Here is a 20,016-nt window from a genome sequence, read left to right as displayed (position 1 = left end):
GGCGATCTTTTGTTTGAATTCCTCTGTCACTTCGAGTTTTCGACGTGAGTCGGAAGTATCGAGAAGTGCTTTGTAGTTAAAAGTTAAAAGTTAAAAGTGAAGAGTGAAGAGTGAAGAGTTAATAGTGAAGAGGTAAGAGAAGAGAGAAAAGAATAAAGAGGCAGTAGTCAGGGAATCTTTAAACCCGCGATCCGAAACAATGAACCCCACACAACAAACCGACAACTCACAACCCACAACTGGTCTAGAACAGATTGCCACCTCGGCTTTCGCCTCCTCGCAATGATGAAACTAAATATTCGTGTATTCGTGGCGTTTCATTTTAATGATTAGTTTTTTAGTGAAGAGTGAAGAAGTAAGAGAAGAGAGAAAAGAAATAAGAAGCAGAAATCAGGGAATTTTTAAACCCGCAATCTGAAACAATAAATCCCAAACAACAAACCGACAACCCACAACTATTCCGGAACAGATTGCCACGTCCCACTACCGCGGTCCTCGCAATGATTCCCAACGCGAAACAATAAACCCCAAACAACAAACACGGGAAACCGACAACTCACAACTGACAACTCACAACCGAATCCACACAGAACAGATTGCCACGTCGGCTTTCACCTCCCCGCAATGATGAAACTAAATATTCGTGTATTCGTGGCGTTTCATTTTAATGATTAGTTTTTTAGTGAAGAGTGAAGAAGTAAGAGAAGAGAGAAAAGAATAAAGAGGCGGAAATCAGGATATTTTTTAAAACCCACAACCGACAACTCACAACTGATAACCGATAACTCAGAACCGAAAAACTTTTATATAAATTTTAGCATAATAAACCACCTTTTCTTCTGAATGTTTTAATAGTTTACGGCAACAACTAACTATTGCTAACTAACTCAATTAAAAAAATGAAGATTCAAAAAGTATTGGTGGCCAATCGTGGGGAAATCGCGATTCGAATTTTTAGAGCCTGCACCGAAATAGGAATTAGAACTGTAGGTATTTTTACCTTTGAAGATCGCTACTCGCTGCACCGCTACAAGGCCGATGAATCTTACCAAATAGGCCCCGACAAGGAACCCTTAAAACCTTACCTGGATATAGATGCGATAATCAACACCGCCAAAGAAGTAGGGGCTGATGCTATTCATCCCGGTTACGGATTTCTTTCTGAAAACGCCGATTTTGCACAAGCCTGTAAAGACAATGATATTATTTTTATTGGGCCCGAAGTTTCAGTATTAAAAAGCCTGGGCGATAAAGTAACCGCAAAAACAGTAGCGGTGAAGAACAATGTTCCGGTGATTCAGAGTAACGAAAAAGATCTGGAAAGTCTGGATATTGCCATAGAAGAAGCCAACCGAATAGGCTATCCCATTATGCTGAAAGCCGCCAGCGGGGGTGGAGGCCGTGGAATGCGAGTGCTTAGAGAAGAAGCTGAATTAAGAAAAGCTTTTTCAGAATCTAAACGCGAAGCGCTGAATGCTTTTGGAGATGATACCGTTTTTATTGAAAAATTTATTGAAAATCCGAAGCATATTGAGATCCAGATCGTGGGAGATAACCACGGGAATATGGTGCACCTTTTTGAGCGCGATTGCTCGGTACAACGTCGTTACCAGAAGGTAATCGAATTCGCGCCTTCGTATAACCTTGATCAAATCACCAAGGAGAAACTTTATGAGTATGCCGTGAATATTTGTAAAGCGGTGAATTATAATAATATTGGGACAGTAGAATTCCTGGTAGATCACGATGGTAGTATATACTTTATCGAGGTAAATCCACGAATTCAGGTAGAACATACCGTTACCGAAGTCGTTACCGGAATAGACCTGGTTAAAGCGCAGTTGTTTATTGCCGGCGGATATAAACTAAGTGACGAGCAGATAAAAATTAAAGATCAGGAATCGCTTAGCACCAACGGGTTTGCGCTGCAATGTAGAATTACTACCGAAGATCCCGCCAACGATTTTCAACCCGATTATGGTACGATTACCACGTATAGAAGTGCCTCTGGATTCGGAATTAGGCTTGATGCAGGTAGTTTGTACCAGGGCGTTACTATTTCACCATTTTTTGATTCTATGTTGGTAAAAGTTTCTGCTAGCGGAAGAACTTTAGACGGCGCCTGCCGTAAAATGCGACGGGCTTTAGCTGAATTCCGAATTAGGGGCGTAAAAACCAATATTCCGTTTTTAGATAATATTCTTCAGCATGAAAAATTTAGAGAAGGAAGCGTAACGGTAAATTTTATCGCCAATAATCCCGATCTATTTAAACTGAAAGAAACCCGAAACCGTGCCACCAGGATGGTCGAATTTCTGGGTGATGTTGTGGTGAATGGAAATCCCGATGTAAAAGAAATAATAGAAAAACCGAAACTTATAAAAGCCGATGTTCCTGCTTTTGATCGCAATGCCGCTTACCCAAAAGGAACCAAAGATCTGCTTACCGAGTTAGGCCCCGAAAAGTTTGCCGAATGGTTAAAAAATGAAAAGAAAATTCATTTTACCGATACTACTTTTAGAGATGCGCACCAAAGTTTGCTCGCCACCAGGATGCGAAGTACAGATATGCTGAAAGTAGCTGAAGGTTTTGCTAAAAATCATCCTGAAACTTTTAGTATGGAAGTTTGGGGAGGCGCTACTTTTGATGTATGCCTTAGATTTTTAAAAGAAAACCCGTGGGAGCGCTTGCAATTGCTTAGAAAAGCGATGCCAAATATCTTGCTGCAAATGCTCATGCGAGGTTCAAACGGTGTTGGCTATACCGCTTATCCAGATAATTTGATCGAAAAATTTGTAGCTGAAGCCTGGGAAAACGGGGTGGATATTTTCAGGATTTTTGATTCTTTAAACTGGATGAAATCAATTGCGCCATGTATAGAGTATGTACGTAAAAATACTTCAGGCCTTGCTGAAGCTTCCATTTGTTATACCGGCGATATACTTGACAAAAACAGCAAATATAATTTGGAGTATTATCTTCAGCTGGCAAAAGACATTGAAAATGCCGGGGCGCATATTTTAGCGATAAAAGATATGGCCGGGCTGCTTAAACCGTATGCTGCCGGGGAGTTGGTTTCCGCATTAAAATCAGAGATTAATATTCCGGTGCATTTGCATACTCACGATACTTCGTCTATACAGGCGGCTACTTATTTAAAAGCCATAGAGGCCGGGGTGGATGTGGTAGACGTTGCGCTCGGTGGACTTTCGGGGCTTACCTCGCAGCCTAATTTTAATTCCCTCGTGGAAATGACGAAATCTGGTGAGCGTAAAGTCGATTTCAATATGGAGAAGCTCAATGAATATTCGCATTATTGGGAAGCGGTAAGAAAGTATTATTTCCCATTTGAAAGTGGACTTAAAGCCGGTACTGCCGATGTTTACAAACACGAAATTCCAGGGGGACAATATTCTAACTTGAAACCACAAGCCGAATCTTTAGGCCTGGCTTCCAGATTTCACGAGATTACCGCGATGTATTCTAAAGTGAATAAACTTTTTGGTGATATTATTAAAGTTACTCCAAGTAGTAAGGTAGTGGGCGATATGGCGCAATACCTGGTGAGTAATAATTTGAGTATAGAAGATGTGATGGAAAAGGGCGAAAACCTTTCCTTCCCTCAATCGGTGGTGAATTTCTTTAAAGGCGATTTAGGGCAACCTCACGGCGGTTTTCCTGCTGAGGTGCAAAAGATCATCTTAAAAGATCAAAAACCTTATACCGATAGGCCTAATGCGCATTTGGAACCTATAGATTTTGAAAAGGAGTTTAAGGAATTCTGCGATATTTTCAAGGAAGGAATGGGCCGAAAACTGGAAATGACCGATTTTCTTTCGTATAAATTATATCCAAAAGTATTTACCGAATATTTTAATCATTATAGAAAATTCGGGGAAGTGATGAATATTCCTACTCCTAATTTCTTCTATGGGATGCAACCCGGAGAAGAGATTACCGTAGAAATGGATAAAGGAAAAACTCTCCTTATCGAATTCCTATCGGTAGGAACTGCAGATGAAGACGGACTTGTAGATGCATTTTTTAAAGTAAACGGCCAGACCAGAACGGTGAAAATTCAGGATAAGTCGGTTAAGGTTGAAAAAGTGGTTCATCAAAAGATCGATAAATCGAACGATAAAGAAGTAGGTGCGCCAATTCAGGGTTCTATTTCCTCCATTTTAGTCGAAAAAGGACAGAAAGTAAAAAAGAATGAACCTTTATTTGTGATTGAAGCCATGAAAATGGAAACAACCATCACCGCTAATAAGGAAGGCGAAATTGATGAAATAATCCATAAAGAAGGCACCATGGTCTTTGCCGATGATTTGGTTATTAAACTTAAATAAATCTCAAAAAATAAACAAAGTGCCAATTCTGTAATAAATAATTTATGCTTGTTCTTTTTTCCATTGATGAAAAGCTATGTATTCCTCTCGTTTTACTCGTCGGATACAAGTAAAATCTAGGCTTACGAAACTTTATCTAAATTTATCGTTCGGCACCTAAATTTTAGGAACTCGCTATAAGAATTCACCTGAATAAAGAAATATCTTTAGCTCAAACAGCCTAAAATTTTACGGTGCCATCACTTCAAATTTTACGATAAATTTTCGGTAGGCCGGTTTAAAATTTAAAGCAAACAATAAACACCAAACCCAAAACAATAAACGCGGAGCACAATGTTTCACCACACACATCCTTTTAAACCTTTTATTCCGGAAAACGCTACAAAACTAATAGTAGGCACTTTACCACCCCCAAGATTTACGAAAGGGGAATTTAAGGAAGGAGACGTTAATTTTTGTTACGGGAGTCGCGACGGACTTTTATGGATCGTTCTAGATAATATTTTTGATCTCGATCTTAAATTTGAAACTACGGAAGCAGCTATAAATCAGCGTAAAGATTTTCTTGAAAAAAGAGGAATTGGTATCTGTGATATAGTAGAAAGCAGCCGAAGGGAAAAAATAGACGCTTCAGATCTTGGAATGCAAGAGGTGGAGCTTAGGAATATGATTGGAATTTTAAAAGAAAACATAAAAATCGACACTCTGCTTTTTACCGGCGGAAATTCCAAAAACGGCCCTGAGTATTTTTTCAGAAGACATCTAAAAGAAGCTGAAAGTGATATTAGGTTAAAAGTGATTTCTAACGAGGTGCCCAGGATCCACCAGTTTGTACTCAACGGCCGACTTATAAAAACGGTCTCTCTAACTGCACCTTCGGGCTCAGCCAATCGTGCTATTGGCAGTATGGAGCTTTATAAACAATTAAAGCAAAAAAATAAGGATTTCAATACCATAGATTTTAGAGTGATGCAGTATAGAGAGTGGTTTTGAAGTAGTTGTTTGTCATCTCGAGTGGCGATCTGTGCTTATGTTTCCTCCGTCACTTCGAGTTTCCGAATTGAGTCGGAAGTATCTAGAAGTGTAATGTTAGTTAGAACTTCCAACGGTTCTCGATACGCCGTTATTTTCGCTTTCAGCCCAAATACCGTCACTCGAACTGACGCGATAGCATTAATAACGTAACCTGGTACTGAAAAACAGTAATTCAGCGAATCCTAATCAAGAACAGATTGCTACGTCGGCTAGCGCCTCCTCTCAATGACGAAACTAAAATATTCGTGTATTTGTGGCGGCAGTCTCATTACCATCATCGCGAGCGAACCCCACGTCACGCTGTCCCGAAGCTTCGGGATCGTTTCAGCATCTAACATGTTTAAAAATGTAAACTTGATTTCAACTTAGACCCCCGATGCAAAATCGGGGCAGTCTCTGAAATAAATTCGGGGTGACGAATGCTACGTCATCCTGAACTCGTTTCAGGATCTAACATGATTGAAATTATAAACTTGATTTCAACTTAGACCCCGAAATAAATTCGGGGTGACGAATAAATAAATATGATATAAAAAAAGGTCAATAAAGACAAAAACCCTGAATCTAAAAGTAAAAACTTTCAAATTCAGGGTTTTCAGACGTAGTCAACTTATAACTACTGTAATTCTTTCTTTTCCTGTTCGGCCATGGTGGTTGGTTTTACCTTAAACTTTTTACGTTTAGGTCTTAATTTCCCATGCGTACCGATCGCAATTTTTCCTCTTTTTGTTTTTTTATCACCACGACCCATAATTACTTTTTGTTTTGTTGGTCTTTTATGGTCTTTTCGTCATAATCCACCTCATTTGTCCGCTTCTTTGTGTCTCCGGTTGGATTGGTTGGATTTTCCTGATCTTTAGTTCTTTCTTTTTTATTTTCTTCAATTGGGCCTCCCATAATTCTTGTTTTTTTTTGATTCAATTCTAAGATAAGAAATTAGAGTCTAAAAACCTCCTAAGAGCATGTTAGAATTTGGTTAAACCGGCCTGATGCTTTTTACAAAATCGGCTATATTATTTTTCCCATTAGCATTTAGGTGCTTGATAAACGCCGAACCAATAATGGCGCCTTTTGCATATTCCGTAGCCTGGTTAAAAGTTTCTTCGTCGCTAATTCCAAAGCCTACAATTTGCGGGTTTTGAAGTTTCATTGCTGAAATTCTTTTGAAGTAATCCCTGGTTTCTTCACTAAATCCGGACGTAGAACCCGTAACACTCGCGGTACTTACCATATAGATAAACCCGTTAGAAACTGAATCTATAAAGTGAATACGCTCTTCAGAAGTTTGCGGCGTTATCAGGAAAATATTCTGAAGCCCGTTTTTCTCGAAAATCGACTTGTATTCTTCATTATAAACATCTACCGGCAGATCTGGAATTATAAGTCCGTCAATGCCGGTTTCAGCACATTTTTCACAGAATTTCTCTACACCATACTGAAGAATTGGATTAAAATATCCCATAATAATCAGCGGAATTTTAACTGAATCCCTAATTCCTTTAAGTTGCTCAAAGAGTTTATTGGTGGTCATTCCACTTTTCAGGGCTTTGGTAGAACTTTCCTGAATGGTAGGCCCATCAGCAAGCGGATCGCTAAACGGTAAACCAATTTCTATAAAATCCACACCATTTTTTTCCAGTTCCTGAAGAATCGAAACCGTATCTTCGGTTTCAGGATAACCCGCCGTAAAATAGATAGACAGTAGTTTTTGCTCTTCCTGAAGTTTTTTATTTATTCTGTTCATTTTCAATATTCTTATAAATCGTCATTCTGTCCCGAAACTTCGGGATATTTCAGAATCTAATTTGTTTTCAATTTTTTCGCCACGAATACACTAATATTTTTTATTCCTAAATTTTTAGCACTCGTAGCAATCTATATTACTGTATACGTCATTCTGAATTCATTTCAGAATCTAAGTTGTTGTCTTATTTTTTTGCCCCGAATGCACTAATATTTTCTTCGTCATTGCGAGGGCAGCGCCCGTGGCAATCTTTTTAATAGTTTAGTAGAGACCTCACAGGTTTCCAAAACCTGTGAGGTCTAATCTTTTTACAAATCGAAATAATCAATATACGTACTCAAATCTTTATCTCCACGTCCGGAAAGATTGATCACTACAATATCATCCTTTTTAAACTTTCGGTCTTCAAAAATCGCCAGGGCGTGAGAGGTTTCAATGGCAGGAATAATCCCTTCCAGTTTTGCCAGTTCCTGGCCTGCAGTCATCGCGGCCTTATCGGTTATTGAAATAAACTCTCCACGGCCACTTCTAAATAAATTGGCGTGCATTGGTCCCACACCCGGATAATCAAGTCCGGCAGAGATTGAATACGGTTCAGTAATTTGTCCGTCATCGGTCTGCATCAGCAGCGTTTTACTACCGTGGATAATGCCTTCTTTTCCCAAAGCTGAGGTCGCGGCACTTTCACCGCTTTGTATACCTTTTCCGGCAGCTTCCACCGCAATAATCCCAACTTCCGGATTGTCTAAATAATGATAGTAAATTCCGGCTGCATTACTTCCACCACCTACACAGGCGACTACATAATCGGGATTTTCTCGATTTTCTTTTTCCTTCAACTGCACTTTAATTTCCTCAGAAATCACCGCCTGAAATCTCGCCACCATATCGGGGTAGGGATGAGGCCCAACCACTGAACCAATGATGTAATGAGTATCCAGCGGGTTGTTGATCCAATCACGAATCGCTTCGTTCGTAGCATCTTTTAAAGTTCGGCTCCCCGATTTTGCCGGAACTACTTTGGCTCCAAGCATTTTCATTCTAGCCACGTTTGGGGCTTGTCGTTCAATATCAATTTCGCCCATATAGACAATACATTCAATGCCCATAAGCGCGCAAACAGTAGCCGTAGCTACACCGTGCTGACCGGCACCGGTTTCAGCGATTATACGGTCTTTGCCAAGGCGTTTTGCCATTAGAATTTGACCAACGGTGTTATTTACCTTGTGAGCACCTGTATGGCAAAGATCTTCCCGTTTAAGGTATATTTTTGTATTGTATTTTTCGCTAAAACGTTTAGCATAATAAAGAGGTGTGGGACGCCCTACATAATCACGCAACAGATCTTTAAATTCTTTCTGAAAAGACTCTTCTTTCATAATATCCAGGTATTGCGAGCGCAATTCCTCTACATTGGGATAGAGCATTTCGGGAATAAAAGCTCCGCCAAAATCACCGTAATATCCTTTTTCGTTAGCCTGATAGCTCATTTTTATTTGTTTTATTTGAGTGCCGCAAGTGCACTAATTTTACGTCATTCTGAATTTATTTCAGAATCTATTTTTTTCGCCACGAATGCACGAATATTTTTTTCTCTATCATTTTAAGGCATCGCCCGTGGCAATCTTTATAATTTTAAACAAAAAATTGCTTCACCCTATCGGTATCGCAATGACATTGTTATTATTAAAATCGCTTTTTAAATTCTTTTAGTTTTTCGATATTTTTAAAACCGGCTTCCTCTTCAAATTTACTATTTACGTCTATGGCATACAGCAAATTTTCTTTAGCATTTTCCTCAAAATAGGCTTTAAGTTCCTGGATAGCTTCAACTTCTTCCGCTCCAATTCCTCCACTTAGAAAAAAAGGTTTCTTTGAAGGATATTCTTTTAAAACCTCCCAATTAAAGGTAATTCCGTTACCGCCTTTGTTTTTTCCTTTAGTATCAAAAAGAAAATAATCTACAACAGGTTCATATTCCTTTAAACGTTCAAAATCGAAATCGTCTTTAATAGAAAACACCTTTATGACTTCCACCTCGGTTTCAATCAAAAGGGTTTTTAATTCAGCGCAAAAAGCCGCACTTTCTTCACCGTGTAACTGAATAGCATTTAGATCGTGTTCTTTAATTTTATCAAGGATAATATTGATCTCTTCATCAACAAAAACTCCTGTTTTTTTTACTGCTGAAGAAATCTCTGGCATCTTACCTTCGAAATATCTGGGAGTTTTTTCATAAAAAATAAACCCCATATAATCAGGCTGAAGTTTTACAACTTCGCTGATATTTTCGGGATGCTTCATCCCACAGATTTTGAGTTTGATGTTTTTCATTTTACTCGATAATTGAGATTTAATATTTCGAGGCTTGTCTCAAAATAAGAATTATTATTTTCAATAAATACCTCTTGAGCTTGTTCTGAGGTCATCTACGTCAAGCTGAACTTGTTTCAGCTTCTAACATGTTAGAATCGATAAGAGCTTAGACCCCAGATCAAAAATCGGGGCAGGCTCTGAAATAAATTCAGGGTGACGTGCTCAATTCTCTCACAAACTCAGCCGCAGCTTTGCCCGGATTATTAGTTTTCATAAAATTCTCTCCGATCAAAAATCCTTTGTAACCAAATTGATGTAAATCTTTGATAGCTTCCACCGAACTAATCCCGCTTTCAGAAACTTTTACAAAATTATCGGGAATCTTTTCTGAAAGTTCTTTGCTAATATCGGTAGATACTTCAAAAGTCTTTAAATTCCGGTTATTTACACCCAACATATCTAAACTAGGCATAATAGACTTTTGCAATTCTTCTTCGTTATGCACTTCCAATAATACTTCCAGGCCTATACTTTTTGCAAATTCTGAAAGTCTTTTGATTTCTTTCCTTTCCAGCACCGCAGCGATAAGTAAAATCACATCGGCGCCGTGAGCCCTTGCTTCCAAAAGTTGATATTCGTCAATAATAAATTCCTTTCGCAACAAAGGCATTTTAACCGCCGCACGGGAATAAAGTAAGTCGTCTAAAGATCCGCCGAAATACTTTCCATCTGTAAGTACCGACATTCCCGAAATTCCTGCGTTCTCGTAACCTTTGGCTACATCTTCAACATTTAAATCCTGGTTAATAACCGATTTTGAAGGGGAACGTCTTTTATGTTCAGCAATAATTCCGGTTTTGCTGGTTTTCAATTTTTCTGCCAGGGAAACTGTTTCGCGCTCAAAAAGTGCCGATTGCTCCAATTGTGACACGGGAACAACCAGTTTTTTTAAGACCAGTTCTTTATGTTTATCGGCTATTATTTTGTCTAAAATGTTCATTTTTTCGAATAATCTTTGTTGTTAAAGTTTTTTAAAACGTCATCCTGAACTTGTTTTAGGATCTAAGTTGATTAATAATCAAAACACGTTAGAAGCTGAAACAAGTTCAGCTTGACGATGATAAGACTTACTGCCTCTTTTTAATGCGAGGCTTGCGTCGAAATCAAATTATATTTTTCAATAATAATGCTTCGTGAGCTTGCTCCGAAGTAGTTTACTTGCTCAATTCCTGTAATTTCTCCAGGGCTTTTAAAGCTTTCCCTGAATTTATAGATTCCCGGGCAGTTTCAAAACCTTCTTTGACACTAATTTGTTTGGCAGTGGCAATCGCCATTCCTGCGTTAGCGCAAACCACGTTATTTTGGGCTTGGGTACCTTTTCCTTTTAATATATTCACAAAGATTTCTGCTGAACTTTCTATAGAACCGCCACCGGCAATTTCTTCCTGATTTAAAGTTTCTACTCCGAAATCTTCCGGGCTCAGCATTCCTTCAGAATTATTGGAAATGGTTTTGGTATTTCCGGTAAGGGAAATTTCATCATAACCATCTAAAGCATGCAAAATAGTGAAATTCTTATCGGTGTTTTGATATAAGTAACCGTACATTCTTGCTAATTCCAGGTTAAAAACTCCTACAAGCTGATTTTGCGGAAAAGCAGGATTTACCATTGGCCCAAGCATATTGAAAAAAGTCTTTACCGCAAGCGACTTCCTGATTGGCGCGACGTTTTTCATTGCCGGGTGGAATAGGGGAGCGTGTAGCACGCAAATTCCTGCTTCAGCGATACATTTTTCCAGAAATCCGGCATCATTACTAAATTTAATTCCCAGGCTTTCCATAACATTTGAACTTCCGCTAACCGAAGAAACTCCGTAGTTTCCGTGTTTCGCCACATTTACTCCCGCTCCTGCCGTAACAAAAGATGAAGTAGTGGAAATATTAAATGTATTCTTGCCATCACCACCGGTTCCGCAGAGATCTATAGGGTTATAAGCACTTAAATCTATGGCTACACAAAGTTCTAAAAGCGCATCCCGAAATCCCTCCAATTCTTCAATGGTGATGCTACGCATCATATAAACGGTGAGAAATGCGGCGATCTGGCTTTCGTTATATTCTCCATTGGAAATACTGAAAAGCGCCTGCTTCGCTTCATCTTTGGAGATAGTTTCGTGATTAATAAGCCTATTTAGTAGTTCTTTCATATCTAATTTTGTCATTCCCGTGAAGACGGGAATCTTTATTTTATTACTCTTCCGGTCACTCCCACGAAGGTGGGAGTCTATTTTAATACTAATCGCTTCGCTGAGATTTCCGCCTGCGCGGAAATGACTACGATTCTACCCAATTCTGAATCATTTTTTTTCCATCTGGAGTCAATACCGATTCTGGGTGAAACTGCACTCCACGTACATCAAACTCGCGGTGGCGAAGCGACATGATTTGTCCTTTTTCATCATAGGAAGTAGCTTCCAGAGAATCTGGAAGTTCTTTTAAAACTACCCAGGAATGGTACCGGCCTACCTTCATTGTTTTTGGGAGATCTTTAAAAAGTGGTTCGTCGTCTACACAAAGATCCATCGTGGTGGCGATGCCGTGATAAACAGATTCCAGATTGCCCAAGGTCCCGCCGAAAACTTCACCTATGGCTTGTTGCCCGAGACACACGCCCAGGATGCTTTTTGAAGAAGCATATTTTTCTATGATAGGTTTTAATAATCCGGCTTCACTGGGGATTCCGGGGCCGGGAGAAAGTAAGATCTTAGCATATTTCTCTACATCTTCCAGCTCTAATTGGTCGTTTCGTATAACCGTGACTTCACAGTTTAATTCTTCTAAATAATGTACAAGGTTGTACACAAAAGAATCGTAATTATCTATAACTAATATTTTTTTCATTCTACCTGTTGTAAAATTCTATTTTTAATTTCTTTAAATATCTTCAGCGATATCTAATGCCTTGGTTAGTGCTCCTAGTTTATTATAAACTTCCTGTAATTCGTTTTCTTCTACAGATTCTGAAACGACACCTGCGCCGGCTTGATAATGCAATTGGTGATCTTTACTTACAAAAGATCTAATAATAATCGCGTGGTTAAAATTTCCGTGGAAATCCATAAAACCGATTGCCCCACCGTAGGCATCACGGTTTACATTTTCGTATTTTTCTATGAGTTTCATCGCACTATGCTTTGGCGCCCCGCTTAAAGTACCCGCCGGGAAAGTATCGGCTACCACCTGCATTGTTGGTGTTTTTAGATCTTTAGTGCCGGTTACTTTACTTACTAAATGAATCACGTGGGAGAAAAACTGGATTTCTCTATATTTTTCCACTTTTACATTATTACCGTGTCTGCTTAAGTCGTTACGAGCCAGATCAACCAACATTACATGTTCGGCATTTTCCTTTTCATCGGCGGCAAGTTTTTTGGCTAGTTCAGCGTCTTCTTCATCGTTTCCGGTACGTTTAAAAGTTCCGGCGATTGGATGGATTTCTGCCTGCCCATCCTGAACCACCAATTGTGCTTCAGGCGAACTTCCAAAAATTTTAAAATTTCCGTAGTCAAAATAGAAAAGGTAGGGCGAAGGGTTTACGCTACGTAAAGCCCTATAAACATTAAATTCATCTCCCTTGAATTTCTGAGAAAATCTGCGCGAAAGCACAATTTGAAAAACGTCACCGCGATAGCAGTGTTTTTTTCCTAGCCGTACATTTTCCCTGAATTCTTCGTCTGTAAGGTTAGAAATTGGTTCCTGCTGGCGTTCAAAATTATAGGTCGCGAAATTTTTTACTTTTATCAGTTGCTCGATTTCAGCGATTTTTGAATCGGTATCGTAGCTATGATCAAAAATATAAGCTTCATTATTAAAATGATTTATAGCTATGATATTTTGATAAACCGCGTAATAGATATCCGGAAGTTTAAGATCACCATTTCGCTTTTTAATCTCTAAATCTTCAAAATACCGAACTCCGTCATAAGCGATATAGCCAAAAAGTCCGTTATTGATGAATTTAAAATCAGAGTCTTCAGTTTTAAATTGCTTTGAAAATTCCTGGATGTGCTGCGGCACGTTCACTCCAGGTGTGATCTCTGTTGTTTTTTTACTTCCGTCAGGAAAAACTTCGGTAATCACTTCATTTTCAATTTTAATAGAAGCGATAGGATTACAGCATATATACGAGAAACTATTATCGTTGGCGTGATAGTCACTACTTTCCAGCAAGAGACTGTTAGGATATTTGTCCCGAACTTTTAAATAAACACTCACCGGCGTAATGGTATCGGCAAGGAGTTTTTTATAGGTTGTCTTTAGTTGATACATAAATTATTTATTTCTGTCACTCCCGCGAAGGTGGGAGTCTATTTTAGTATGTTTCTATTTGAGTTATTTAAATCTTCCAGTCAAATCTTCCCAATCGGGGTTGAAATCGTTTATCAGGTTTATTTTCCAGAGTCGATTCCATTTTTTAAGTTGTTTCTCTCTTTTAATCGCCAACGAAGGATATTCGAATTTTTCATAAAATACTAGTTTACTAAGTCGGTATCTGCTGCTAAAACTTTTTAGGTTTCGATTTCTATGTTGATATAACCTTTGTTTCAAGTTTCGTGTAATCCCAATATATAGTGTTCCATTCTTACGATTTGTAATTATGTAAACGTGATATTGGTAATCGTTGTTCATAATTTATTTCTGTCACTTTCTTAAAAAGTGGAGTCTTTTTTAATTTATCGTATTTCTTAATTCTGTGTTTTTTGAGATTTCCGCCTTCGCGGAAATGACTATATACCAAATAAAAAAAGGCTTGTCGTGAGACAAGCCTTTTGTATGAGATTATACTATAGCGATGTTACTTCACGACGTTTGACGTAAATTTTTCCACCACCAGGTATTTGTTGTAATTGTTTTCATAAAATATAATAAATGCCATTTGTTGGCTTTTATTGCTTCAAAGATAGAAACCTCTTTTAAATAAACAAGTCGGTTTTATAAAAAGAAAAGCCGGAAAAGTAAATTTAACTTTTCCGGCTGGAATTGTGCAGTCTAATTATTAGAATTTTAACTCAATATTTAAATCGAAATTATCGTAAATCGTTTGATCTCCAAGTCCGCTAAAAAAGCTACCGGAATTGTATTTCACGTTATATTTAGAACGATCTATTGTTAATTTGGTAGTAGCAGTATTATTGTTGTAATCTAAATCGAAAGTTACCGGATGGGTGTTTTCTTTAATTGTAAGATCTCCAACCACACCATAAGTGCCATCATCTTTTTTGGCTACGCTGGTAATTACCAGGGTTGATGTTGGATGATTATCTACTCCAAAGAAATCATCTGAATTTAAGTGACCTTCCAATCCTGCTTTATCATCTCCTTTAAGATCTGTTACAGTAATTGTGGTCATATCCATTACAAATTCGCCACCTACTATTTCATCGTTTTCAAACTTGAATTTCCCATCTTTTAGATCGATGGTTCCTGAGTGCGAACCTAAAACTTTCTTTCCTTTCCAGGCGATATTACTGGCCTGGGTATTTATTTGTTTTTCCATAATAATTTAATTTTTCTTTTTCAATAGCAATTTTCTTCCCGGGGCAGTTTAGAATTTCAATTCTACGTCCAGTTCAAAGTTATCGTAGATAGTTTTGTCTCCAAGGTTATCAAAGAAACTTCCTGACCCGTAACGAACATCGTATTTAGATCTGTCTATTGTTAATTCAGTAGAAGCCGAATTTTTATCCATATCTAAATCGAAAGTAATGGAGTTTGTTTTTTCTTTAATGGTAAGATCGGCAACTACACCATAAGTATCATTGCTTTTCTTTGCAACGCTGGTAATTACCAATTTAGCGGTAGGGTGGTTATTCACTCCAAAGAAATCATCAGACTTTAAGTGACTTTCTAACTTTCCTTTGTCTTCGCCTTCAAGATCGGTTACCGTAATAGAAGTCATATCCATTACAAATTCACCACCTTTAAGCTCCCCATTTTCCATAGTGAAATAACCGTCTTTCAAGTCTATAGTTCCTTCGTGAGAACCGGTTACTTTTTCGCCTTTCCATTCAATGTTGCTGTCTTTTACTTCAACTTTCTTTTCCTGCGCGTTTACGTTGGTAAAAGATAAAAGAGATACGATAACTGTAGATGCAAGGGCACCTTTAAATAGATTCTTTTTCATAACAATTTTTGATTTTAATTAATTTAGTTTTGATTTATATTAAATGGAATAATTCTTCTTCTTGTTTTCTTACTTTTTTGGCGTGCTGTAATTGGTCTTCGTTACTTCTATAACCCGCCGTGGCAATAACAGCAGTAGTTAAATTTGTTCCTGAAATTCCCAATATCTCATCAAACTTTTCAGCATCAAAACCTTCCATAGGGCAGGTATCAACCTTTAAATGAGCTGCAGCCGAAAGTAAATTTCCTAATGCAATGTAGGTTTGCTTCTGTGCCCAGATCTTTTGTTGATCTTCAGACTTTCCTAAAATGTTTGAAGTAAGCATATCTTTTAATCCGCTTAAATCCTGAACCTGAACTTCCCTAATTTTACTGATGTTCTCTAAATAAGAATCTATGTAATCTTCGTTTAGTTTTTTAAGTCCTGCGAAGATAAATACGTGGGAAGCATCGGTAAGTTGCGACTGATCCCAGGCAGCTGCCTTTAGTTTTTCCTTCGTCTCTTTATCTGTTACTACAAATACTTCGTAAGGTTGTAATCCATAAGATGAGGCCGAAAGCTGGATGCTTTTTTGTAAATAATTTACCTCATCCTGACTTAATGATTTTTCTGGATTAAACTTCTTGGTGGCATATCGCCAGTTTAATTTTTCATTATAATTTTCCATAGTTATTTTCTTATTTCGTTTAAGCAATTTGTAATGTACTCTATGTTTTCTTCGGTTAAATTCTCGGTCATTTTTGCTTCCACTGCATCTACTATAGGGTCTATTTCATTTAAAAGTTGAAGACCTTCTTTAGTAATGCTAATTTCTACCTTGCGACGATTGGCCTCGCAAATAACTCTTTCGGCCAGACCTTTAGTGATCAATTTATCTACCAATCTGGTAGTATTGCTCATTTTACTTACCATACGCTCCTGAATAGTGCTCAAGTTAGCCGGCTTTCCTTTTTGTCCGCGTAAAATACGCAGCACATTAAATTGAGGAATGGAGATATCGAAGGGTTTTAGTGCTTCGGCAACCTTATCATCTATATAGTTTGCGGTCACCAATATCCCAAGACTCAACTTTCGAGCTAATGGTAAATTACTGGTCTTTAATTGATCTTCAAGTTTCATTTGTTTCAACAACATTTGTACATACAAATATAAACGAGTTTTATTGTTTTTATTTAAATGAAATGTTAAATTTTTTAATGAGTAATCCAGGGGGATGAAATCGCGATTTTTTAAAACTTTCAATATCTTTACGTAAAATAAAAAGGAAAATATTAACGGATTCCCTTTTGGGGAAAATTGAAAAAATAGGAGTTTATGAAAGAACTTAGTCAGGAAGAATGGAAATCACAGTTAGAAAAAGATGACCAGGCAGTAATTTTGGATGTAAGAACTCAAGAAGAAGTAGAAGACGGCTATATTCCAACTGCAAAAAACCTTGATATTTATAAAGGTCAGGAGTTTATAAATGAAGTAGAAAAGCTCGATAAGGATAAAAATTATTATATCTATTGCCGCTCGGGAAAACGAAGTGCACAGGCCTGTACTATATTAGACCAGATGGGTTTTGCAAATACTTATAACCTTGAAGGTGGATTTATGGAATGGGAAGGCGAAAAGTCTGAAGATTAAGAGTATATAATTTTTTAAATTTGAAAACGCGCTATTTGAAACACCAGATAGCGCGTTTTTTTATGCAATAAATTCAGGAATTATGGAAACATCAAATTTGTTAAATTACGAATTATTATAGCGTAAAGTTTGTTTTTTGTCGATAAAATGATAGATTTGACCGATCTATTAACCTTTTTTTAACCAAACATTTAAATTTATGATTTTAAACAAATTCAAACCACTCGCGGTAACTGCATTAGTTGCCACTTTTTTGTTCTCATGTTCGCAAGATGAACAAAGAGATCAGCAAATTGATGAAGAATTGGTTGCTCCCTCTTCCTCAAATATTATTGAAGGCCAATATATTGTTGTTTTCAATAAAAAAGTAACGGGAGATGCTACTTCCAAGTATCCCCAGAGTTATACCAAGGCCCAGGAAGCTGTAGCTAACACTACCAAAAAAGTATTATCTGATGCGAATATTCCTGAGGCCGAACTTCTTGCAGTTTATAGTAAAACTATAAACGGGGTTGCGCTTAAATTAAATCTTGACCAGGTAGAATCACTACGCAAGAAAAAAGAGATTGCTTTTATTGAAGAAGATAGAATAGTACAATTTGCTCCACCTTGTGGAACTCCAAATGGTGGACCTTGTGATGGTGATCCAGGCGATGGGGATGACGGTAGCGGTGGAGATTCCGGTCAGGATACTCCTTACGGAATTGTTCGTGTAAATGGCGTTGCTTCTTATACCGGTTCTAACGTAGCCTGGGTAATTGATTCAGGAATTGATACAGATCACCCAGATCTAAATGTTGATGCCTCAAGAGGATTTAATGCTTTTACCTCTGGAAGAGATGGTAAGTCTACCGATGATGGTAATGGACACGGAACTCACGTGGCAGGAACTATTGCTGCATTAAATAATAATATTGGTGTAATTGGTGTAGCTCCGGGAGCCACAGTGATACCAATAAAAGTTCTAGATAGCCGTGGTAGCGGATCTTATTCTGGTGTAATTGCCGGTGTAGACCACGTTGCTGCTTATGGAAGCGCTGGAGATGTTGCTAATATGAGTCTTGGAGGTCCAACTTCTGATGCTTTGGATAGTGCAATTCTTTCTGCTTCTGAAAACGGAATTATATTTGCTCTTGCAGCAGGAAATGAAAGTTCTGATGCTAATACCAGTTCTCCTGCACGAGTTAATGGCGCAAATATCGTGACCATTTCTGCAATGGATTCTAACGATAATTTTGCTTCTTTTTCTAACTACGGAAACCCTCCGGTAGATTACGCTGCTCCTGGAGTTGCTGTAAATTCTACCTGGAAAGACGGTGGTTACAATTCAATTAGTGGTACTTCTATGGCTTCACCTCACGCAGCCGGAGTTTTACTATTAGGACCTGCTTCTACCGATGGAACCGTTAATGGAGATCCAGACGGAACAGCTGATCCAATTATCGTTCATTAAGAAACAATTCATTTAATAGATTAGGAAAGCACTGCGAAAGCGGTGCTTTTTTATTTTCTAAGTAGTAGCCAACGTGTTCCTATACTTATAATGGTGAGTATCTCCCCATTTGCTATACCTGTTATACTGTTATTCTGAATATCGTCCAGTCTATCTCCATTTAAGAAATTTAAAGGTGTATTACTACTTCCCATACTTATTAAAACTATTTCCCGACCTTTATTAATAGATGCATCAGGAATTGTAATTGATGAAACATTTGGGTTGATCCTTAAGAAATAAACTTCCTCTCCAATGGTGTAAGTACCACTTTGACTTCCTGTGCTTATATAATTTCGGGTATGATTGTGTTTCCAATTGACTTTTCCGGAATCATCTGAAACTAAAATCTGGTTTTCTTCTCCCCGCGAATCAGGTAAAGTATATTCTACTGCCGGTGTTTTTCCTATTCCTACAGGGCCAGCGAAATATCCGGCAAAAACCCGTGAGCTAGAATTACCTTCGGCACGGGCGTAAATTCCGTAGATATTGCCTCTGCCTGAAGTTTCTCCAATTTCTGTGAAAATTCCATAATTAGAGCTGTTGGCGCCTTCTGTTCGCCCCACGGAATTATAAATTCCGTAAATGTCCGAACCGCTCGCTCCCTGTGAGGTGGTACTATAAATACCATATCTTATACCCTCACCATCTCCTGTAACATGATTTTTTATACCATATTTTACAGCATCGGTTTTACTACGATTTTTTATTTCTATACCGTAGGTGTTCTTTGTTTTTTCGGGATTGTTGTTGTCTATTTCCAGGCCTTTTTTAATATCCTGTGTGTCCCCTGGATTTATTGCGATTTGGAGTTTGCTTACAATATCTTCAGTACCAATACCAATATTTCCTTTTCTGAATAAATTGGCAGTTATATTTCCGGGGCTCTCGGTGGTATTTGGCTCATAGAAATTAGCTGCTTTAGCATCTGAAACTATAGACTTCCATTCTCCTTCCTGCTCATGCCAGTAATAAAAGCCTGCCGGAGAATTATTAAAATCTTCACTCAAAAAAATAAGCATTCCGTGTTGCTCAATTCCGGGGTCCTGGGAAGGGAACTTCTTTATTCTGGGAATAAGAATTCCGTCTATCTTAGAAGGATTGTTTATATCTGTAGCAACAATATCTAATTGTGCTCCAGGTTCGGTGGTGCCAATGCCAACTTGAGAAATTACTGGGATTGCAAAAAGCAAAAAGTAATAAAGTATAATTTTTTTCATCCTACTAAAAAATACCGGTTAAGGAATAAAGTGTTTTTTAGTTAGGC

The 20,016-nt window shown here is 38.0% G+C and carries 19 protein-coding genes; 4 read left to right on the top strand and 15 right to left on the bottom strand.

The window, feature by feature from the left end; all coding sequences use genetic code 11:
- Positions 1-899: 899 nt before the first annotated feature.
- Positions 900-4,349, top strand: a complete 3,450-nt coding sequence (locus tag B5440_RS12100) for a pyruvate carboxylase (protein WP_070054017.1) — start codon at positions 900-902, stop codon at positions 4,347-4,349.
- A gap of 333 nt (positions 4,350-4,682) precedes the next feature.
- Complete coding sequence (locus tag B5440_RS12095; RefSeq protein WP_070054018.1) at positions 4,683-5,342, top strand: uracil-DNA glycosylase family protein; 660 nt, start codon at positions 4,683-4,685, stop codon at positions 5,340-5,342.
- Between the two features lie 658 nt (positions 5,343-6,000).
- On the opposite strand, the gene B5440_RS12090 is transcribed toward B5440_RS12095, so the two are convergent.
- The 14 genes from B5440_RS12090 to B5440_RS12030 all read right to left on the bottom strand — a co-directional run bounded on the left by B5440_RS12090 (position 6,001) and on the right by B5440_RS12030 (position 16,747).
- A complete protein-coding gene (locus B5440_RS12090) occupies positions 6,001-6,135 on the bottom strand; it encodes a 30S ribosomal protein THX (RefSeq protein WP_070054019.1) in 135 nt (44 codons plus the stop codon).
- Positions 6,136-6,137: 2 nt separating this feature from the next.
- Entirely contained in the window at positions 6,138-6,281 is a 144-nt protein-coding gene (locus tag B5440_RS15640) for a hypothetical protein (protein WP_176728208.1), read from the bottom strand.
- A 79-nt stretch (positions 6,282-6,360) separates the two neighbouring features.
- Positions 6,361-7,128: a tryptophan synthase subunit alpha gene (gene trpA / locus B5440_RS12085; RefSeq protein WP_070054020.1), complete on the bottom strand. Its 768-nt coding sequence runs from the start codon at positions 7,126-7,128 to the stop codon at positions 6,361-6,363.
- Positions 7,129-7,436: 308 nt separating this feature from the next.
- A complete protein-coding gene (trpB, locus tag B5440_RS12080; RefSeq protein WP_070054021.1) occupies positions 7,437-8,618 on the bottom strand; it encodes a tryptophan synthase subunit beta in 1,182 nt (393 codons plus the stop codon).
- A gap of 196 nt (positions 8,619-8,814) precedes the next feature.
- The gene (locus B5440_RS12075; protein ID WP_079711138.1) at positions 8,815-9,432 is read right to left on the bottom strand and encodes a phosphoribosylanthranilate isomerase; all 618 of its coding nucleotides are present in this window, start codon (positions 9,430-9,432) and stop codon (positions 8,815-8,817) included.
- A gap of 220 nt (positions 9,433-9,652) precedes the next feature.
- Positions 9,653-10,444, bottom strand: coding sequence for an indole-3-glycerol phosphate synthase TrpC (gene trpC / locus B5440_RS12070; RefSeq protein WP_070054023.1), 792 nt, complete (start codon positions 10,442-10,444; stop codon positions 9,653-9,655).
- A 214-nt stretch (positions 10,445-10,658) separates the two neighbouring features.
- Positions 10,659-11,651 (bottom strand): anthranilate phosphoribosyltransferase, encoded by a 993-nt coding sequence (gene trpD, locus B5440_RS12065; RefSeq protein WP_070054072.1) that lies wholly within the window; start codon positions 11,649-11,651, stop codon positions 10,659-10,661.
- A gap of 127 nt (positions 11,652-11,778) precedes the next feature.
- Entirely contained in the window at positions 11,779-12,345 is a 567-nt protein-coding gene (locus B5440_RS12060; RefSeq protein WP_070054024.1) for an anthranilate synthase component II, read from the bottom strand.
- 33 nt (positions 12,346-12,378) lie between these two features.
- Positions 12,379-13,773 (bottom strand): anthranilate synthase component I family protein, encoded by a 1,395-nt coding sequence (locus B5440_RS12055; RefSeq protein WP_070054025.1) that lies wholly within the window; start codon positions 13,771-13,773, stop codon positions 12,379-12,381.
- Between the two features lie 63 nt (positions 13,774-13,836).
- Entirely contained in the window at positions 13,837-14,133 is a 297-nt protein-coding gene (locus B5440_RS12050) for a GIY-YIG nuclease family protein (protein WP_070054026.1), read from the bottom strand.
- A 367-nt stretch (positions 14,134-14,500) separates the two neighbouring features.
- Complete coding sequence (locus tag B5440_RS12045; RefSeq protein WP_070054027.1) at positions 14,501-15,001, bottom strand: YceI family protein; 501 nt, start codon at positions 14,999-15,001, stop codon at positions 14,501-14,503.
- 48 nt (positions 15,002-15,049) lie between these two features.
- Positions 15,050-15,628 (bottom strand): YceI family protein, encoded by a 579-nt coding sequence (locus tag B5440_RS12040; protein WP_070054028.1) that lies wholly within the window; start codon positions 15,626-15,628, stop codon positions 15,050-15,052.
- 34 nt (positions 15,629-15,662) lie between these two features.
- On the bottom strand, positions 15,663-16,295 hold the full coding sequence (locus B5440_RS12035) for an NAD(P)H-dependent oxidoreductase (RefSeq protein WP_070054073.1): 633 nt from the start codon (positions 16,293-16,295) through the stop codon (positions 15,663-15,665).
- Between the two features lie 2 nt (positions 16,296-16,297).
- Complete coding sequence (locus B5440_RS12030) at positions 16,298-16,747, bottom strand: MarR family winged helix-turn-helix transcriptional regulator (protein ID WP_070054029.1); 450 nt, start codon at positions 16,745-16,747, stop codon at positions 16,298-16,300.
- A gap of 195 nt (positions 16,748-16,942) precedes the next feature.
- On the opposite strand from B5440_RS12030, the gene B5440_RS12025 reads away from it, so the two are divergent.
- Positions 16,943-17,257, top strand: coding sequence for a rhodanese-like domain-containing protein (locus B5440_RS12025; protein ID WP_070054030.1), 315 nt, complete (start codon positions 16,943-16,945; stop codon positions 17,255-17,257).
- A gap of 199 nt (positions 17,258-17,456) precedes the next feature.
- Complete coding sequence (locus B5440_RS12020; protein ID WP_070054031.1) at positions 17,457-18,710, top strand: S8 family peptidase; 1,254 nt, start codon at positions 17,457-17,459, stop codon at positions 18,708-18,710.
- A 50-nt stretch (positions 18,711-18,760) separates the two neighbouring features.
- On the opposite strand, the gene B5440_RS12015 is transcribed toward B5440_RS12020, so the two are convergent.
- Positions 18,761-19,969 (bottom strand): hypothetical protein, encoded by a 1,209-nt coding sequence (locus B5440_RS12015; protein ID WP_070054032.1) that lies wholly within the window; start codon positions 19,967-19,969, stop codon positions 18,761-18,763.
- Positions 19,970-20,016: the final 47 nt, after the last annotated feature.

Origin of the sequence: Salegentibacter salarius, from assembly GCF_900168265.1 — a bacterium.
GTDB lineage: Bacteria > Bacteroidota > Bacteroidia > Flavobacteriales > Flavobacteriaceae > Salegentibacter > Salegentibacter salarius.
This window is presented reverse-complemented; position numbering and strand designations above follow the sequence as displayed.

Bases quoted from the DNA above. Each gene is read 5' to 3' on its own strand.
- B5440_RS12100 (WP_070054017.1), top strand. From the start codon at position 900: ATGAAGATTCAAAAAGTATTGGTGGCCAATCGTGGGGAAATCGCGATT.
- B5440_RS12045 (WP_070054027.1), bottom strand. From the start codon at position 15,001: ATGGAAAAACAAATAAATACCCAGGCCAGTAATATCGCCTGGAAAGGA.
- B5440_RS15640 (WP_176728208.1), bottom strand. From the start codon at position 6,281: ATGGGAGGCCCAATTGAAGAAAATAAAAAAGAAAGAACTAAAGATCAG.
- B5440_RS12020 (WP_070054031.1), top strand. From the start codon at position 17,457: ATGATTTTAAACAAATTCAAACCACTCGCGGTAACTGCATTAGTTGCC.
- B5440_RS12040 (WP_070054028.1), bottom strand. From the start codon at position 15,628: ATGAAAAAGAATCTATTTAAAGGTGCCCTTGCATCTACAGTTATCGTA.
- B5440_RS12055 (WP_070054025.1), bottom strand. From the start codon at position 13,773: ATGTATCAACTAAAGACAACCTATAAAAAACTCCTTGCCGATACCATT.
- B5440_RS12050 (WP_070054026.1), bottom strand. From the start codon at position 14,133: ATGAACAACGATTACCAATATCACGTTTACATAATTACAAATCGTAAG.
- B5440_RS12075 (WP_079711138.1), bottom strand. From the start codon at position 9,432: ATGAAGCATCCCGAAAATATCAGCGAAGTTGTAAAACTTCAGCCTGAT.
- B5440_RS12030 (WP_070054029.1), bottom strand. From the start codon at position 16,747: ATGAAACTTGAAGATCAATTAAAGACCAGTAATTTACCATTAGCTCGA.
- B5440_RS12090 (WP_070054019.1), bottom strand. From the start codon at position 6,135: ATGGGTCGTGGTGATAAAAAAACAAAAAGAGGAAAAATTGCGATCGGT.
- B5440_RS12015 (WP_070054032.1), bottom strand. From the start codon at position 19,969: ATGAAAAAAATTATACTTTATTACTTTTTGCTTTTTGCAATCCCAGTA.
- B5440_RS12060 (WP_070054024.1), bottom strand. From the start codon at position 12,345: ATGAAAAAAATATTAGTTATAGATAATTACGATTCTTTTGTGTACAAC.
- trpB (WP_070054021.1), bottom strand. From the start codon at position 8,618: ATGAGCTATCAGGCTAACGAAAAAGGATATTACGGTGATTTTGGCGGA.
- trpC (WP_070054023.1), bottom strand. From the start codon at position 10,444: ATGAACATTTTAGACAAAATAATAGCCGATAAACATAAAGAACTGGTC.
- trpA (WP_070054020.1), bottom strand. From the start codon at position 7,128: ATGAACAGAATAAATAAAAAACTTCAGGAAGAGCAAAAACTACTGTCT.
- trpD (WP_070054072.1), bottom strand. From the start codon at position 11,651: ATGAAAGAACTACTAAATAGGCTTATTAATCACGAAACTATCTCCAAA.
- B5440_RS12095 (WP_070054018.1), top strand. From the start codon at position 4,683: ATGTTTCACCACACACATCCTTTTAAACCTTTTATTCCGGAAAACGCT.
- B5440_RS12025 (WP_070054030.1), top strand. From the start codon at position 16,943: ATGAAAGAACTTAGTCAGGAAGAATGGAAATCACAGTTAGAAAAAGAT.
- B5440_RS12035 (WP_070054073.1), bottom strand. From the start codon at position 16,295: ATGGAAAATTATAATGAAAAATTAAACTGGCGATATGCCACCAAGAAG.